Below are 17,957 nucleotides of genomic sequence, written 5' to 3' on the forward strand. Positions count from 1 at the left end.
ACAATGCCGCAGCTCTCATCGAAACCGGCATTGGCGCCTCGGTGGAAGTGACATGGGATAGCGTGCTGAAAAAATTCATCATCACGTCAGCGACGTCAGGCGATGGAAGCTCAATCACTTTCGCCACGGACGGAACACTGGCAGAAGGACTGAAGCTCACCGAATCCACCGGCGCGGTAATCTCTCAGGGGGCCGAACCAGCAGTTGTTGATGACATTTTTACCGCCATTCTTGCTACTGAGCAGGACTGGGTAACGTTTTCAACCACGTTTGCAGCCACCAAAGACCAGGCCAACGAGTTTGCTCTGTGGGTTAACAACCAGAACCACCGCTTCGCCTATATCCCGTGGGATGCCGCGGGAACCGCAATTGTGGCCGGCAGCACTAACGCTCTGGTCTACGACATCATCAACACCTATGCCTATAACGACACCTGCCCGGTGTATGGCTACCCAAACCATGCGGCTAACGCGATGGGCTTTGTGGCCGCGCTGAACTTTACCCAGGCTAACGGTCGCTGCTCCCTGAATGGACGACAGGCATCCGGCCTACTGCCGATGATCAGCAACGACACGGATTATGAAGCAGCGAAATCCAACGGTTATAACTTCTACGGCAAGTATGCAGCGAACGCCGTGGAAACCAACCAATGGACTCCAGGTTCTATTACCGGTGATTTCGCATGGTTGGACGCATGGGCCGGTCAGGTGTGGATTAACGCGCAGTTGCAGGCGGCTCTCGTTGCGTTGTTCCAGCAGGCATCCAACCTTCCTTACGCCACGGCCGGAAAGGCACGCATTGAGTCGTGCATGAAGCCGTATATCGAGCAGTTCAAAACGTGGGGTGGTTTGACCGCCGGCACCGATCTGGATCAGTCTCAGCTCGACCAGATTAAGGCTATCACCGGTGTTGATGTCTCTGATGCACTCATGGCCGACGGATATTACATCTACATTGGCCAGTTCACCGCAGCAATGCGATCTGCACGTACCAAGCCAACGGTTTACTTCTGGTACACCGACGGCGGCATTATCCAGGGCATTACCGTTAACAGCGTGGAGGTGCAGTAATGGCCGGTCAAAATATTACGGCGGCTGACGCCATCATTGAGCTAGTTATCGCTGAACTCTACCCGTCAGGATTTAACCTGGAGCAATTCGAAGCGCAGAACATCTTCGAAATGGGTGACACCGACATGGCGGAGTACCAACGTACCGCCGACGGTAAGCTACTGGGAGGGTTTATTTATGGCGATCTGCCATGGACGTTCCACCTCGCAGCCTCCTCTCCATCGATTAAGTACATTGACACCTGGCAGACTACGCAGATGACCACAAAATCTGTACTGCGAGTCAATGGAACGGTGATCCTGCCGTCACTGGGTAAAAAATACGTCATGACCAACGGCATCCTGCAGCGAGCGCGCCGCATGCCATCAGCTGGCCGTGTGCTTCAGCCGGTAACGGGTCTCATCCAGTGGGAAACCGTCACGCCGGCCAACTACTCAGCGTAAGCAATCAGCCCGGCTAAGCCCGGGCTTTTTTATACCCGCAATAAACCTCCGCGCGTCGCAGCGCATTTAACTCCCGAGTCTTTCAGAAAGCTGAGCCTGAGGAACGCCGTATAGGTGCGGACCTTCTCGGGGCGGCGTTTCTGTGCGAACAGGCTCATCTTTCTAAAGGAAATACCGCTATGCCTTACCCAACAGTTATTAACGGACTTGATTTTCGAGACCTGATTTTTGTGGCTGATAACGATCCAGTCACCGACTCATTTATGGTGGCAAAAGCATTTGGCAAGCGCCCTGATAACGTAATTCGTGATATCGAAAAGACCATCAAGGCATGTCCTGATGAGTTTGATACAAAACTCAACTTTGAGGTTTGCTATAAAAACAATGAGTTGCAGAACGGAAAGCCGCAGAAGTTCTATCGACTTCGCAAAGATGGGTTGATGCTTTTGGTTATGTCCTACACCAAAAAAGAAGCGATGCGCATCAAGATCGCCTACATCAACGCCTTTAACTGGATGTACGCGATGCTTCAGGTTGGCCGTCGGCAGTTTGAAGAAGAGCGCAACGCCGTGATGCTTGAATTCATGAAAGAGAAGGATGTTGCCAGTATGTCTGGTCGCCTGCTGCGACGGTGGGGAAAAGAGAAGAAGCCGCAGTTACTTTCACGCATTGAGCAACTAGACAAGCAAGGTCAGTTGGCATTGCCTGGTTTTACTGGCGTGCTTACCGAGTCATGAAAACCACAAATCCATTGTTTTTGAATAGCCCACTCAGGTGGGCTTTTTGCTGCCAGATAATCAAATCAGGAAATAAAAATGGCTCGTAAAAGTATCGTTTTCACGGTCGAGGCAGATAACCGCGACAAGGGTAAGCAGTTTAAAATCACTGAAATGCCGGCGCGAAAGGCCGAGGAATGGGCTATTCGCCTCGCATGTGCCGTGATTGGCGCCGGGGTGACTGTTCCGGAAGACATGATGACAGCCATCGGTGCCGCTGTGGCCCCAGCCCCTACTGCTGAAAATTCAGAAGCCCGCGAGTTGTACGAAAGCGTGATGGCAAGCGGAATGGCCGGTCTCGCTCAGTGGGGTATTACCTCGCTGGCCAAGGTTCCGTTTGCGCAATCCAAGCCCTTGCTGGATGAGCTGCTTGACTGCGTGAAATACGTTGGCGGTAACGGTATTGAGACGTCACTGGTCGACGAAGGCCAGATTGAAGAAATCAGCACCTGGTCGCGCCTTAAAATCGAAGCATTCAAACTTCACATCGCTTTTGTAGCAGCCACCGCAAACTAAAACTCCCCCTGTCGGTCCCGGAAGATTCCGCTCGAGGCTTTTTGCAGTACGAGAACGTGCCGCGAAGCATCGCTGCGGTTATTTCCGGGAGGATGGCGACACTCCACGAACTGGACACGGTATACGGCGTTCAGGATATGTGGTGGCTTATAGAAGTGATGACCGTGGATAACACAAACAGAGCCATAGCGGAGAGTGACCATGGCAGCAACGGTAATTGACGCCCTCCTGGTTACGCTGGGGCTTGATGCTTCTAATTTCCGCAAGGGACAGAAAGAAGTCAGTGACGACCTGAAAAAGCAACGTGACGATGCCGGTAAAACGGCAAAGTACATGGAAGAGCAGGGCAAGCGTGCCGCCTCTTTTTTCAGTAGCATCAAAACTGAGTTGCTAGCGCTGGCAGGGGTCACCGTTACCGCCGGCGGGTTGGTTAGCTTTGTCAAAAACACTACGACCGGCCTGATGGATTTATCGATCCAGTCTAAGGCGCTGGGGTTGTCTGCTCGGGAACTTGATGGGTGGTCAAAATCAGCAGAGGCTGCTGGTAGCTCCGCGGAGAAGATAAGTGCATCGCTGCAGGGATTTCAGGGCGCGATTCAGGGTGCGAGAGTTGGTGATTACAGCAGCCCAATTTTCAATGCATTTAAACAGTTAAATTCCCTCACCGGACAGAACTTTGACGTTTGGGGTCAAGACGCGGATTCTCTTGCCCGTACTTCTCTGGAAGCATTGCGCAAGATAAGCGATCCCAACATTCGTAGGCAGATCGGGTTTAGCCTCGGGTTTGATGACGCCACCCTGCAGCGTAATCAGGAAGGTAAATTCCTTCCGGATGTGGATCGCTTGACTAAGGCATCAGGCATTTCTGATGCATCCATCAATGGGGCCAAGGAATTTAATGCTGTCTGGACAGACTTAAACCAAAATCTTGAAGCCACAAAGAACCAACTTTTTACATTCCTCATACCTTACATCCGTATTTTTAATTCTCAACTCATTGAATTATCCAATTGGATGAGGTCTCACCCAGAAGAGCTAAAGGAAGCAATTAATAGCTTCTTTGGGACAATTAAAGATATCGCGACGGCGGCCGATGATGCGGCCGAAGCTATGGGGGGGTGGAAGACCGTCATTGTTGCCCTTATTGGGCTGAAAGTCGCTTCATGGGTTCTTGGGATTACCAGCGCTCTTGCTGGGCCTGGTGGCCTTGTTTTTGCTCTTGCAGCTCTATACCCGGTAATCGACGGTCTGCTGTCCAAGATTGTGAGCAAAGAAAATAAAGAGTGGATGCAAAATCACGGCATCTTTTGGACCTCTAACGGGGAGTTTTTCCTTAACAAAAAAGACGCAGAGGAAAGGCAGCGCCAAATAGATTCTGGCGCCGTTCCCAGCGGGTCGCAAAGGGCTGTTCCTAACGCTTATCAGCAGGGAATGATGAATACGCAGATGGACTTGTCGACGGCAATGAGACTGGATGTAGGACAATACCAGTCAAATATTCCGTTGAATGCAAAAGCTGCAAGGCTAGGAGTGAAAGGGAAGTCATTTCTCCAGGCTATGGCCGGCGATTTCGGCGCGCTGGAGGGTAAGTACGGACTTCCCGAAGGATTGCTTTATTCAGTGGCTGCTACAGAATCGGGCGGCGATCCTTTCGCTGAGTCCAAAGCTGGCGCAAAAGGTCTTTTCCAGTTCATGCCTGGAACGGCAAGGGACATGGGGCTAAAAGGACGTGATGTTTACGATCCGCACAAGTCCTCAGAGGCGGCGGCGAGATACCTCAGTTGGTTAATGGATGCTACCGGTGGGGATCTGGAGAAAACCCTTGCTTCCTACAACTGGGGGCTCGGTAACGTTCAGAAAAAAGGGATGGGCAACATGCCGGAAGAGACTCGAAATTATGTTCCTAAAGTGATGGCTGGCATGCGGCCAGGTGCAGGAATGGCCGTTGACAGGGCAATGCCTGGGCAGTCAGGTGCAACTTATCAATTCTACGGCACCAAAATCACGACTCAGGCCCAGAATGTGGAACAGCTTACCAGCGACATCAAAAAGCACGGCGAGAACCGTGTCATGCTTTTGGCTGGCTACTCAGGACAATAACCCATGTCGTTTTCTCTGAATGTCTCGACAGTGCTTTCCGCCATTCAGGGAGGAAGCCTGTTATCTGTGCTAAACAGCGCAATATCACCCACGTACAAAATCACCTACAACACGGTTGATGAGTCTCTGCTAACCGCTGCGGCCGGGCAGGAGGTTTTCTCTCCTTCCGGCTGGGTTAGCGTTGATCGGTACGGCGACGCTGTGGTGACAAAAGGCCCGGTAGAGAAGGGGCAGTATTCCTCCTACAACAAAGTTCGCCAGCCATCTGAGCTAAGGGTTATTTTTGCCCTCGAGGGTTGGACGGCGTACTCCGGATCGCTGCCTAACCTGACTAATTTTTCATTGCTGAGTCGTAACAACTTCATTCAGAAACTGGATGAAATGAAAAACACTGCCAGCACCTATGATATCGAGACGCCAGATACCGTTTATTACGGCTATGACCTGACACATTTTGATTACTTTGTCGGGTCCTATCGTGGTCAAACACTGCTCATGGCGAACTGCACTTTCGAAGAGATCATGAATACCGGTGAGGTGATGTTATCGAACGCTGTAATCGAAGGCCCACCAACCAGCAATGCCAAAACCAATAATGGTTCTGCAGCTACGACCCAGATAATTACCGGATCCACTAAAGATGTGTCGCTGAGTGATGTTAAAACCGCCTGGTCAAGCGCGGAAACGTCGCTGTCTAGCGCCTTACAGTCGACAGGCGGGGCGATCGTATCCGGGGTGAATTCGGCAGCCGAATCTGTTTCCCAGGTTTGGGACAGCTCATCAACTGCGGTGGCGAAGCAAATAAAAAGCACCGTGTCTGACTTTCTGGAAAAGGTGATGTGAAATGCAGGAGATCAGCCTATCACCATCTTTGTCTCAGAAGGTTTATGTCACTCTCGGTGGACAGAACTGCGCTATTAAGCTTCACCAGCGTTCAACGGGTTTTTACGTTGATTTGTATGTTAATGAAAGCCCGGTAATACAGGGCGTCTTGTGTCTTAACTGCACATACCTTGTGCGTTATTTGTACCTTGGGTTTAGTGGAGACCTGATTTTCGTCGATACGAAAGGTGACGCCGATCCTGCTTATGACGAAATTGGTACTCGCTTTAAGCTTTACTACGCAACCAGTGACGAGGTGGGGCGATGAGTTACAAGGAGAGAGAGCTTACCGTATCGTTCACCCTGGCTAACGGGACATTTGACGGTGACGTCGGTGATACACTGACGGTAAAGGGATTTAAGTGCGAGGCAGCAATATCAGCATTTGGTGGTGCTACCGGAACGATGCTTGAGCTGAGTCTGTGGGGGTTATCCCTTGAAAACATGGCCAAACTGACCACCAATGCACAAAAGATTATTGCTTATGAGCAGAACGCAATCATTGTCTATGCTGGCGACACGCGAGTGTTTTCCGGGTCAATAACATCTGCAAGGATAAACCTGAACCAGATGCCGGACGCACCGATTGAGATAACTGCGGCGGCTGCCGGAAGGGAGCGCCTGATCCCCTGCGGTCCTACATCGATTCGTGGAGATGTTGATGTTGCCGATATGATTCGCGCGCTTGCCTTCAAAGTTGGGCTTAAATTCGTCAATGTTGATGTTAAAGCTACTCATCGCAACCCATATTTTGAAGATAACGCGATAGCGCAAATATTAAAAATTGCGGCGGCGCACAACATATCGGTAGATATCGATTTTGGAACCGTCACAATTTACACCGGTAAGACGCCGTCAGATTCTGTTGTCCCGTATATTTCACCTGCCACAGGACTAATTGGGTACCCTATTTTTTATGAGTTGGGTATTAACTTCAGATGTATCTATTCTCCGTCGATAAAACTGAACACTAAGGTCATTCTTGAAACTGGTTTACCACATGCAAGTGGAGAGTGGATCATTCAAGCAGGTACAACTCATTATCTTTCTTGTAAAGTTCCTGGCGGCCTATGGGAAACGTTTGTTGTGGCTTCTCCGGCTTCCGTTATTAGTGGATCAAGTAATGGCAACTAACCAAAAACCTAGTGATATTTCATGTCAGGGGAACGCGATATTGTCCCTTGTGGCCTCGGCATCCAAGGGGAATGTCTTTGCTGACATAGTTCTCGTTAAGGATGTCGGTAATGGTGTTATGACGGTGATTCCTTTGGTGAGTGGGGCTAACGCATCAGGCGGTGAAATTAAGAGCCAGGAAGTATATGACATCCCATTTATTCAGTATCAGGCAGGGAATAGTTCAGTAAAAATGACGCCAAGGGCTGGGGATATTGGCCTGGTGATAGCCTGTGACAAAGACACAACAAATGTCAGAGCGACTCGACAAAGTGGTCCGCCACCAACGCAGCGACGACACTCTTACTCAGACGCCATTTACATCACTGCTATCGCAAGCCTGAATGATGGCCCGACAGAGTTCGTGGAGTTCACCGGCAGTGGAATAAATATCAAGAGTCCCGGGGTGATAAACTTAAACGGCGTGAAAATCCTTGCGAACGGCAAGCTTCAGTTGGTGGATGGCTCAATCGTTGATGGACATGACCATGGCGGGGTAGAATCGGGGGGAAGCCGCACAAATCCTCTGGAGCCGTAACAATGATAAAAAAAACGTTTCTTCTCGTGCTTTCGATTTCTTTAGCAGGATGTGCAATGTCGCCTGCGGAATATATTGACTATCAAAAATCAAATAACTTCGATAAGGCAAAATTTCCCACAAGTTCTGGCGGCCTGCAGTCCGTTGATGATTTGCGAGAAATTTATAGAAACGTGACTGGTAAAAATCTTCCAGATCAAGATACAAGCGATTGTAGGAAAGATAATAAATGCTATTTCAACAGGTACAATGACCTACTTCACGACTTGATGTATCAGCGGCAGATAGAGCAACAGAAAAAAGAGAATGAAGAATTTGCCAAGCAAAAAGAAGATGAATGCCAGGCAAGCAAGGAATGCATGGGAAAACGAGAAATTGAAGCTGCCTCTTACTCGCTAAACAGCATCTATTATTCTCTGATGGCGCAATACCCATACCAACAGGCTGATTATGATGCTGGCGTTCGGATTATGTGCCGTAGCGCTGGTAAGACCCAAAGGAATGGCGTTTCTCTTGAGCGAATGAAAGAGAACATCAATCTGGCAGAAGGCATTGGCCCGGAGATGAGATATCAGATGATCAAGGTGGCTGAAGCATGCTGGAAGCTGAGCAAGTACGGCGTTCCTGACGGCACAACGCAAATCCGGTCGATGTATTGAGAAAGGAAAAGCTGATCACCAAATAACAAACCTCGCTTCGGCGGGGTTTTTTTATGGGCACAATTCATGAAAACCACGTCATTACTGCTTGATACGGATACCTGGGACCTGGTCGTTGACGATCTCGGGAATATAGCCACGGTAGATAACCCATACGCTTGCGCCCAGGACGTTGCTACGGCATGTCTGGCTATACGCGGCGAGTGCATTTACGAGAAAGACTCGGGCGTTAATTACAAGGAGTTGCTGAACGTTAAGGCCAGTACCGGAGCGATGGCAGCAGCTCTTCAGATTGAGGCGTTACGGATGAACTATATCGCCCGCGCGGAGGCAACGCTGGTTAATGACAGGGATACGCGGCGTGCATCAGGGGTAATAGCCATCGTTGACACCAACGGATTAACTTCAAATATCGCCCTGTGAGGGAAAAATGACGACAGTTTCAACGGCGGTTCCCGCTGTCACATTCTCGGTTTCCGGGCTGGATGTACCTGATGAGGCCGATATCCTGGCAGGCCGTCAGGCTGACCTTGGGTCCGCATTCGGCACAGCCCTGAGCGCTAACCTCAAAACCCCACAAGGCCAGCTTGCCGTAACTGACACGGCCATTATTGCCGACAAAAACGATCAGTTGCTGGCCATCGTGAACAATATGAACCCGGATTTTTCCTCCGGTCGCTTTCAGGACGGTTTCGGGCGCATTTACTTCATTGACCGCATAGCCGCGGTAGGGACAGTGGTCACGGCAACATGCTCTGGTGCGGTGGGGACGGTTATACCTGCGCAATCCTATGCAACGGACGATAACGGCTACATGTATGTGTCTCTGGCGGCTGGCGCTATCGGCTCAGATGGCACGGTGAAGATTGAGTTTCAGAACCTGACCACTGGCGCGATAGCATGCCCTATTGGGTCCCTGACGAATATCTACGTCGCGGTAAGCGGATGGTCGAGCATCACCAACGAAACGGCCGGCGTGCCTGGTTCCGACGTTGAGGGGCGGTCTGCTTTCGAATACCGGCGCCGGCAGTCGGTAGCGCGGAATGCGTTTAACACTACTGCGGCGGTAAGGGCGGCGATCCTTGAAGTTGACGGCGTGCTTGATGCTTATGTTATTGACAACAAAGAGCCCACTCCGGTCGATAAGGGATCAACGAATTACACCTTGCTGGCAAGCTCCATTTACATCGGGGTTTATGGTGGGGCGGCAACAGATATTGCCGATGCCATCAACAAAAAGCTCCCTCCCGGAACGGTAATGAATGGTGATACCACTGGCACCGTTTACGACACCGAAAACTACGATTCTCCTTATCCGGAGTACACCTATAAGTGGAAGACGTTAGACGCGGTTAGCGTGCATATCAAAGTTGAATATGAAGAGAATGACAGCCTTCCTTCAGATATTAACTCACAGATTAAAACTGCCGTTCTGAATGCCTTCTCGGGATCGGATGGCGGAACGAGAGCGCGGTGCGGAGCAAGGATTTACGGAAGCCGGTACATTGGGCCAATTCAGGCGCTCGATACCCAGAATATGAACGTCCTTTCGGTGCAAATTTCCCTCGACGGCACAACATGGGCCAGCGCGCTGACTATCGGCATTGATCAGGAACCGACGCTTGATGACACAAACATTATCACGGAGGCGGTAAGTGAATAATGTCGACTGGACCATCTATGCGCAGTACGTCAATTCAACGCGCCTCAGATCGCTGATAGATACCTTTAATGCCGCCGTGGCTCCTGAGGACTGGATAGACACGTTCTATGATGTCGTTTTTAACATTGAGACGTGCGAAGACTACGGTCTGATGTGCTGGGGGAAGATAGTGGATGTTGGCCGGCTCCTGACGGTCACTCCGTCACAGCAGTTTTTCGGCTTTGGTGAGGCTACAAGCACCCCGGCAGAACTCACCGATCCGCAACCCTTTAACCAGGCACCTTTCTATACCGGCGTACAGGACACAAACACTGTCGTCCTGACCAATGACGCATACCGCAAGCTGATCATGTGCAAAGCGATGGCTAACATCAGCGACTGCACCGTGCCTGTGATGAATCGAATGCTTATGTACATGTTCGGCGACAGCGGGCGGGCTTATGTCCGTGACGATGGCAATCATGTCATGAGCTATGTATTCGAGTTTCAACTTTCGGAATCTGAGTTGGCGATCGTGCAGAGCTCCGGCGCCTTACCTTCCCCTCCCGGGGTAAAAGTTAATATTGTTCAGGAGATCTGAATTGAATAATTCAGCCATACCATCGCGCCTGACGGTGGTGTTTTCTGTCAGCGGCGACAAAAACGACATTCCAGTAAATTCAACTTCAGAAACCCTTGCTGATGGATTAGCTGCTATGGATTCTGGGTTCCCACCACTGACAAGGACAGCATTGTCGGCGGGAGGTAAGCCGCCGCAGGGGCAGGATTTCAACGGTATATTTAACGATGTCTATACGCGCCTGCAGTGGAGTGATGCGGGGATGGGTTATCCATTTAACGCCGCGTTCAGCACTGCAATTTCCGGATATCCCAAGGGGGCTATTGTTCCCGCCTCCGATTACTCGGGACAATGGCTAAACCTGAGCAATGGTAATTCTAATAACCCAGAATCTGCATCTGGTGCAATGACAGGGTGGGTACCTCAGGATAGCTATGGCATAACGTCGATCACCGGACTTGCCGCTTCGAGTGTAGTGTTATCTTCCCTCCAGGCCGCAAAGGAAAGGATCATCCTCACTGGCACACTGACAGCAAATATCAACCTGGTATTCCCGGCGTGGATTAAAGGATGGGTTGTACACAATAACTGCACAGGACCATATTCTGTTACCTGCAAGACGGCGTCAGGAAGCGGGGTTGTGGTCATTCCTGGTCTCGTGTCGCGTATTTTCTGTGATGGGACAAATATCACAGATGAAACCATGTCCACTCAAACCGATTTGGTGGGTAGTGTGGCGGCGTTCGCCGTAAACTCCGCCCCGGATGGATGGTTGGCAGCTAATGGACAGGCCGTCAGTAGGAACGTTTATGCGCGCCTATTCTCCCGAATCGGTACTACCTGGGGGGCCGGAGATGGCAGCACCACATTCAATCTTCCTGATGCCCGGGGGGAGTTTATTCGAGGATGGGACAATGGTCGCGGCGCTGACTCTGGCCGGACATTCGGTAGTACGCAAAAAGGGACAATCGTCGGCGGCAAGGATGATAATGACGATGGGGCGAATATTTCATTTCTCGCTAACGGGAACGCTGTCGATTATGGAAGTGACGCAGTGCTGTTTTCCAATTATTCAGGAATCAAACCTTATTACCTGAATGCAGAAGAAAAAACTGCCATTCCTTCATCTGCACAAAATGCATTCTTTAGCGTCACTCGTCCGCGAAACATCGCATTGCTGTACTGCATTAAATATTAATCCCCCAACCTTAATTAATAATTACAGGATCCGCTATGGCTGTTACAGACACACAGCAGGCAGCGCAGTTTTCTGCGGATGCCGCAGTCAGTGCTGCAGAGGCAAAACAATATCTTCTTGAAGCGCAGCAGGGGTACCAGGATACAAGTAAAGCAGCTCAGGAGGCTTTAGATGCAGCCGCAGCTGCTGCAACTTCAGAACAGAATTCCTCTGTGTCTGAGATTTCCGCCGCTCAGTCCGCCGAAGATGCATTATCAGCAAAGAATGATGCGGAAATGGCATCCAGTGATGCAACTGAGTACGCAAAGAATAAATTTACTTTCTACAAAACTGCAAGCGATCCAGATGGCACAATTGCTGGTCTTGCTGCGACTAACAACGGACAATCATTTTGGGTGGCTCAGGGGCCTGGCTCAATATCTGCATATAATATCTATGAAAATCAGGATGGTGTAGCCGTACTGCAGGCAAAACAGCCAGGCACTGCCGCCATTACAGAAACTGTTCGCCAGTTCCCTACTCTCAGCGCAGCTCAGGACGACGCTGCGGCAGGAAATATCCTTGATGGGGCTAAATGCTGGGTAACGAATACCGCTGATGGAAATTTGGCAGACGAGTACATCAACAACGGCGGTACGCTGGATGCTACCGGGCGGAGCATGCCTTCGCAATACGCGATGTACGCCCCAAATACCATTACCAACTCCCGTGCATCGGATTCAGAAAAATTACCGCTGCTGTTTACCGGCGCTCAATCAGGCGGCACGTGGTCTCCCGCCAGCGCAGAAATGGCGGTGCATGGTGCGGTTCAGTCTGTACCGTGTCCGGCCCGTTCGTCCACCTCTGACCCTACGGTTAACTATGTATTTCAGCAGGATATTAGTTTTGCATCTGGCGGCCAGTATCTTGCCGTTTCGTATCTGTTCCGCGGGACTACCGAATTAATTTTCCGTAATTTGCAACCCGCATCTTCTGGCACCCTGATTTCCTCACGCGCTGATGATTTGGGTGACGGTACATATTCGGCAACCGCTGTTTACCGTTTAACTGGCGTGGGGCCTGGTGTTGCTCAGTATATTTATTTCGGATGTCAGCAGCGGGGGGCGAGCACTACTGCGTGCGAAATCGCATATCCGCAAATGGCAGTATCCGATCGTCCGATTTTCGGTGTTGGCGGAGATATGTCTTTAGCCGACAGGCTGAATATCTCCGGCGTTATTGCACCCAATCTGGTCCCAAACAGCTATGCTGACCCGCAATATCAGATGCCGCGTTTGCGTGTAGGCTCGATCGGCTGGACGCAGGTTAGTGCGATTACGGACGCTACGATTGCGACAGCGTTAACGAATGCGGGGGCTGTGTCCTGCCTGGTGGCTCCGCCGGTGGCATCCGGTTATACCGACGCGCTGGTCGAGCCGTTTGTTTACGACACTATCGCTATCGGGCAGTATGCTGCCGCTCAGTTTTACGTTTACGTGGCGCCCGGTTCCGGACTCAATGCACGAGATGAAATCAGCAAAACTGCTGTTTTTTTCGCAGATCAGGATGGTGCTACAGCGCAAATCACGCCGGACATAATTAGCGCGGTTTCCGCAAATCTATTTAAAGTCAGAGCTACCTACCGTTTCACCGCCCAGCGTCCTCGCCGGGTGTCGATGGGCGTTCGTCAGACCAGTGCAGTCAGCACCTTCTACGTGTTCGGATTTTTCCTTGCCTGCTCAGGGCAGCCGATCCGGGACATTCTCGAATCCCCGTCACGTGATACCGGGTTTAACGAGCGCGTGGACGGGAACGCCCGCAATATTGCGTTTAACCCGTACGGTGACACCACGCAGCAACTATTGCCGCTGTTTGGTACAGACAGCGCCTGGACGCCTGTTGCTAATTTGCCGACTGCTGTGCAGATGATTTCTCAGTTGGGGGCAAAAGCCGCGCTGCCAGCCATGCGAGTGGAATCCGGTTATACCGACGCGCTGGTTAACGTTAATCTGGATGGTGTAAAGGCGGGTGAGTATGTCGCGGTCGAATTCAGCGTTTACGTTAATGCTGACAGCGGAGTGGATCCAGCCTCTGTACTGGGAGCATGCCGCGCGTTCTTCTGGCTTGAGTCTGGTGGATTCACTCAGGTCGTTGCAACGATAAAGTCAAAGGTGAGTGCGAACGTCTATGTGATGCAGGCGTCTTACCAGTACACGCAGAACGCCACACGAGTGTATTTAGGTGCGCGTAACACGTTCCAGAATGCCGATTTGTACGTGTTCAACTTTTTCGCGGCATCATCAGCCACGCCGATACTGAACATAACAAAGGGCCTGGTGCGTGACCCGCAACTGGCGTCTTGGGTTAACGGGTTAATCGTGAACCCGTACCCGCCGCTGCTGGCAGTGAATACCCCAATAACGGGAGCCGAGGATTTAATCCTGCTGCCTGACCAGGTATTTGCGCACCCTACCGCACCATTGATTTTGCAGTGCAATCAATTGCTGATGAACTGGACAGCGGATACGGGTAAATTCCTGGACTGGTCGATACGGGGAACTGCAGTCAGTGGTCAGCCGTATAGCTACGAAACCAGCCGCACGCTGGAGATTGACCCTGCAAAAACGGGGACTTCCGTGCGCATCAGTTTCCACAACCGGCAGAAACCCGCGCAGTGGTCCAGCCGTGATATGTCAATTCTCCGTGGCCCGGCATCAGTATCGGCATCTAAACGTATTGCGCTCATCGGTGACTCACTGACGAACCGCGGGCAGGTAGCACGCTTGTCTACGCTGCTCACTGCGGCAGGAGTGACGGTCAGTCAGATTGGTACGATGTCACAGGCAGAGGGCGGAAATGGGGAGGGGCGCGAGAGCTGGGCGGCCGCTCATTTCGTCGGTAAACGGACGTTACTGGGCAGCACGCGGATAAATATTAGCTCCGATAACCCGTCCAGTACGGAGAAAAACCCGTTCCTGTTCGAGGCTACCGAAGCGCAAAAAACGGCAAACCCGGCAATGTGTTTCCTGAACACCGGTGCGGTGAGTGAACTGTCATACGCGGATACTCAAACAGGCACGTTCTACACGTTTGACTATCGCCGGTATCTGGATGCACAGGGGTTTGCTGACCCTGATATTGTCTCTATTGCGCTGGCGTGGAACGACCAGGCAATTGGTCAGACTCCTGACGCGTATATTGCGCAAATCAACTATATGGTCTCGCAGATTAAAGTCGCCTGCCCGAATGCCAGAATTGCGATTGCCCCGTATTGCGTGACGACTCAGAGTCGCGCTGTATGGAATGCGACAGTATCGCAGTACGTGCGTAACGTTATCGGAGCATTCAAAGGTCGGCAGGCTGAGAAACTCCACATCATCCCGTCGTGGGGCATCATGCCTGCCGACACCGCATGGAGCAGCGACGGTTCGAGTATCACACGTGATGCGATGACGGGTAGTTATGTTGATACTCACAACGATGGAATTCACTGGGATACCTGGGGCCGCCAGTACATGGCATACAACTGCCTCTACCCGTTCTATATCTGGGCCTGCGCTCAGTGAGAAATGCACAGGGATGTGCAATATCATTGCCTTACATCGGTGGAAAAAATTGATAGGCGCAACCTCTCTTGATCTGCCTCCTCGATAAAACTACTGTATGCACAACCAGTATTGATCAGGAGGCTACCATGCTCCAGCACAAAATCAGAGAGGCTTTTGCCGCCTCAATCGCTATCAATCCCAAAGGGTATCGTTATTTACGCACCAGGGATTTTGTCTGTGAACTGCAAAGCCGAGGGATACATTTCTCGGGCCGTGAGGCAAACGCGTGGATAGAGCGCAACCAGACGTATTTTGTCGACAAAACGACAGATGAAAGCGAAAACAGGTTGTGGATGTTACGCAATATGGGGAGGGTTCTCTGATGGGATTTCCGTCTCCGGCGAACGATTTTGCAGAGTCACGAGTCTCAATGAACACTATCTGCGACATAGACGCAAACAAACTCATCGTCGAAACGTCAGGGGGCTATGCAGTCATCGATGTGTCGCGACGGACACAGCAGGGCGACACTGTGCTGATTCGATACGATGGACGGATGGAATTTGCAAAACTTCTCGGCGAGGCACTGATAACGGCAGATGGTGAGGCGATAGAAGATGAGGCGCTGGATGATGTCGAGGTGTGCGGGGTACTGACGCATAATATCATCAGCGTGCTGGAAGATGAGTGCCCGGTACTATGACCATAATTTTGTTGTAGCTTTCAAGATAAGTTGTTGGCGTGTATCATAGCCTCTCGGTATTAGGTGTTTATGGCGGGTACATTTTGGATTTGGTACATCCCGATGTACACACTTTGCAGAGTGAAGCAAAGAAACGATCGTAAGCTACTAATATTAATAAACTAATCAATTTTGTATGTGCTCTTTCGTGTGGGGCACCACTGCAAATAAGGACATAAAATGCCTGTAATTACGCTTCCTGATGGCAGCCAACGCCATTTCGACCACGCAGTTAGCCCGCTGGATGTCGCTCTGGATATCGGTCCTGGCCTGGCGAAAGCCACTATCGCCGGACGTGTGAATGGTGAGCTGGTTGATGCCTGCGATCCCATCGAAAACGATGCTACGCTCTCTATCATCACCGCTAAAGATGAAGACGGTCTGGAGATTATTCGTCACTCCTGCGCGCACCTGTTAGGTCACGCGATTAAGCAACTGTGGCCAAATACTAAGATGGCTATCGGCCCGGTTATCGATAACGGCTTCTATTATGATGTCGATCTCGATCATACGCTGACCCAGGAAGATATCGACGCGCTCGAAAAACGTATGCACGAGCTCGCCGAAAAGAATTATGACGTCATCAAGAAAAAAGTCAGCTGGCACGAAGCGCGTGAAACCTTCGTCAAGCGCGGTGAAACCTACAAAGTTTCGATTCTTGATGAAAACATCGCCCATGATGACAAGCCAGGCTTGTATCATCACGAAGAATATGTCGATATGTGCCGCGGGCCGCACGTGCCGAACATGCGTTTCTGTCATCACTTTAAACTGATGAAGACCGCAGGCGCCTACTGGCGTGGCGATAGCAACAATAAGATGTTGCAGCGTATTTACGGTACCGCGTGGGCCGATAAAAAAGCGCTGAACGCGTACCTGGTGCGTCTGGAAGAAGCCTCCAGGCGCGACCATCGTAAGATCGGTAAGCAGCTTGACCTGTACCATATGCAGGAAGAAGCGCCGGGTATGGTGTTCTGGCACAACGACGGCTGGACTATCTTCCGCGAACTGGAAACTTTCGTGCGTTCTAAGCTGAAAGAGTACCAGTATCAGGAAGTAAAAGGTCCGTTCATGATGGACCGCGTGCTGTGGGAAAAAACCGGGCACTGGGACAACTACAAAGATGCGATGTTCACCACCTCTTCCGAGAACCGTGAATACTGCATCAAGCCGATGAACTGCCCGGGCCACGTGCAGATCTTTAACCAGGGTCTGAAATCGTACCGCGATCTGCCGCTGCGTATGGCGGAGTTCGGTAGCTGCCATCGTAATGAGCCATCAGGCGCGCTGCATGGTCTGATGCGCGTACGTGGCTTCACTCAGGATGATGCCCACATCTTCTGTACTGAAGATCAGGTGCGTGATGAAGTAAACGCCTGTATTCGTATGGTCTACGATATGTACAGCACCTTTGGCTTCGAAAAAATCGTGGTCAAGCTCTCAACTCGTCCGGAAAAACGTATTGGTAGTGACGAGACCTGGGATCGTGCTGAGGCGGATCTGGCAGTCGCGCTGGAAGAAAACAATATCCCGTTTGAATATCAACTGGGTGAAGGCGCGTTCTACGGTCCGAAAATTGAATTTACATTGTATGACTGCCTCGATCGTGCATGGCAGTGCGGTACTGTACAGCTGGACTTCTCCCTGCCGCAGCGTTTAAGCGCCTCTTATGTTGGCGAAAGTAACGAGCGTCAGGTGCCGGTAATGATTCACCGTGCCATTCTGGGGTCACTGGAGCGCTTTATCGGCATCCTGACCGAAGAGTTTGCTGGCTTCTTCCCAACCTGGCTTGCGCCGGTGCAGGTCGTGGTGATGAATATTACCGATTCTCAGTCTGAATACGTTAACGAATTGACTCGTAAACTACAAAATGCGGGCATTCGTGTAAAAGCGGACTTGAGAAATGAGAAGATTGGCTTTAAAATCCGCGAGCACACTTTACGTCGTGTCCCGTATATGTTGGTCTGTGGCGACAAAGAAGTCGAAGCCGGCAAAGTGGCCGTGCGTACCCGTCGTGGTAAAGACCTTGGCAGCATGGACGTAAATGAAGTGATCGAAAAGCTGCAACAAGAGATTCGCAGCCGCAGTCTTCAACAACTGGAGGAATAAGG

18 protein-coding genes are annotated in these 17,957 nt (G+C 51.0%); all 18 read left to right on the forward strand.

Annotated elements, in window-relative coordinates:
- A partial coding sequence (locus tag EDF73_RS18955; RefSeq protein WP_132730614.1) for a DUF3383 family protein occupies nt 1-1,070 on the forward strand: 1,070 nt, incomplete at its 5' end.
- Nucleotides 1,070-1,513, forward strand: coding sequence for a hypothetical protein (locus tag EDF73_RS18960; RefSeq protein ID WP_132730615.1), 444 nt, complete (start codon nt 1,070-1,072; stop codon nt 1,511-1,513). The genes EDF73_RS18955 and EDF73_RS18960, both read left to right, overlap by 1 nt.
- Before the next feature lie 179 nt (nt 1,514-1,692).
- Nucleotides 1,693-2,250, forward strand: a complete 558-nt coding sequence (locus tag EDF73_RS18965; RefSeq protein WP_132730616.1) for a Rha family transcriptional regulator — start codon at nt 1,693-1,695, stop codon at nt 2,248-2,250.
- A 78-nt stretch (nt 2,251-2,328) separates the two neighbouring features.
- Nucleotides 2,329-2,805: a hypothetical protein gene (locus tag EDF73_RS18970; RefSeq protein ID WP_132730617.1), complete on the forward strand. Its 477-nt coding sequence runs from the start codon at nt 2,329-2,331 to the stop codon at nt 2,803-2,805.
- Between the two features lie 201 nt (nt 2,806-3,006).
- Entirely contained in the window at nt 3,007-4,905 is a 1,899-nt protein-coding gene (locus EDF73_RS18980) for a lytic transglycosylase domain-containing protein (protein ID WP_132730619.1), read from the forward strand.
- A gap of 3 nt (nt 4,906-4,908) precedes the next feature.
- Nucleotides 4,909-5,748 (forward strand): phage baseplate protein, encoded by an 840-nt coding sequence (locus EDF73_RS18985; protein WP_132730620.1) that lies wholly within the window; start codon nt 4,909-4,911, stop codon nt 5,746-5,748.
- 1 nt (nt 5,749) lies between these two features.
- Entirely contained in the window at nt 5,750-6,055 is a 306-nt protein-coding gene (locus EDF73_RS18990) for a hypothetical protein (RefSeq protein ID WP_132730621.1), read from the forward strand.
- Nucleotides 6,052-6,921 (forward strand): hypothetical protein, encoded by an 870-nt coding sequence (locus EDF73_RS18995; RefSeq protein ID WP_132730622.1) that lies wholly within the window; start codon nt 6,052-6,054, stop codon nt 6,919-6,921. Before EDF73_RS18990 ends, EDF73_RS18995 begins: the two co-directional genes overlap by 4 nt.
- Nucleotides 6,911-7,498, forward strand: a complete 588-nt coding sequence (locus tag EDF73_RS19000) for a Gp138 family membrane-puncturing spike protein (protein ID WP_132730623.1) — start codon at nt 6,911-6,913, stop codon at nt 7,496-7,498. Before EDF73_RS18995 ends, EDF73_RS19000 begins: the two co-directional genes overlap by 11 nt.
- Nucleotides 7,499-7,500: 2 nt before the next feature.
- Complete coding sequence (locus EDF73_RS19005; protein ID WP_132730624.1) at nt 7,501-8,157, forward strand: hypothetical protein; 657 nt, start codon at nt 7,501-7,503, stop codon at nt 8,155-8,157.
- Nucleotides 8,158-8,223: 66 nt separating this feature from the next.
- Nucleotides 8,224-8,580, forward strand: coding sequence for a hypothetical protein (locus tag EDF73_RS19010; protein WP_132730625.1), 357 nt, complete (start codon nt 8,224-8,226; stop codon nt 8,578-8,580).
- Between the two features lie 7 nt (nt 8,581-8,587).
- Nucleotides 8,588-9,820 carry a baseplate J/gp47 family protein gene (locus EDF73_RS19015; protein ID WP_132730626.1) on the forward strand — a complete coding sequence of 411 codons (1,233 nt, stop codon included), beginning with the start codon at nt 8,588-8,590 and terminating at the stop codon, nt 9,818-9,820.
- A complete protein-coding gene (locus tag EDF73_RS19020) occupies nt 9,813-10,400 on the forward strand; it encodes a DUF2612 domain-containing protein (protein WP_132730627.1) in 588 nt (195 codons plus the stop codon). Before EDF73_RS19015 ends, EDF73_RS19020 begins: the two co-directional genes overlap by 8 nt.
- 1 nt (nt 10,401) lies before the next feature.
- The gene (locus EDF73_RS19025; protein ID WP_132730628.1) at nt 10,402-11,577 is read left to right on the forward strand and encodes a phage tail protein; all 1,176 of its coding nucleotides are present in this window, start codon (nt 10,402-10,404) and stop codon (nt 11,575-11,577) included.
- A gap of 35 nt (nt 11,578-11,612) precedes the next feature.
- A complete protein-coding gene (locus EDF73_RS28010; protein WP_132730629.1) occupies nt 11,613-15,122 on the forward strand; it encodes an SGNH/GDSL hydrolase family protein in 3,510 nt (1,169 codons plus the stop codon).
- A 128-nt stretch (nt 15,123-15,250) separates the two neighbouring features.
- Complete coding sequence (locus tag EDF73_RS19035; RefSeq protein WP_132730630.1) at nt 15,251-15,487, forward strand: hypothetical protein; 237 nt, start codon at nt 15,251-15,253, stop codon at nt 15,485-15,487.
- Nucleotides 15,487-15,807 (forward strand): hypothetical protein, encoded by a 321-nt coding sequence (locus tag EDF73_RS19040; RefSeq protein ID WP_132730631.1) that lies wholly within the window; start codon nt 15,487-15,489, stop codon nt 15,805-15,807. The genes EDF73_RS19035 and EDF73_RS19040 overlap by 1 nt, the downstream gene beginning before the upstream one ends.
- Before the next feature lie 219 nt (nt 15,808-16,026).
- Nucleotides 16,027-17,955 (forward strand): threonine--tRNA ligase, encoded by a 1,929-nt coding sequence (gene thrS, locus EDF73_RS19045; protein WP_132730632.1) that lies wholly within the window; start codon nt 16,027-16,029, stop codon nt 17,953-17,955.
- Nucleotides 17,956-17,957: the final 2 nt, after the last annotated feature.

It is taken from the genome of Klebsiella sp. BIGb0138, assembly GCF_004342285.1.
Classification (GTDB): Bacteria; Pseudomonadota; Gammaproteobacteria; order Enterobacterales; family Enterobacteriaceae; genus Klebsiella.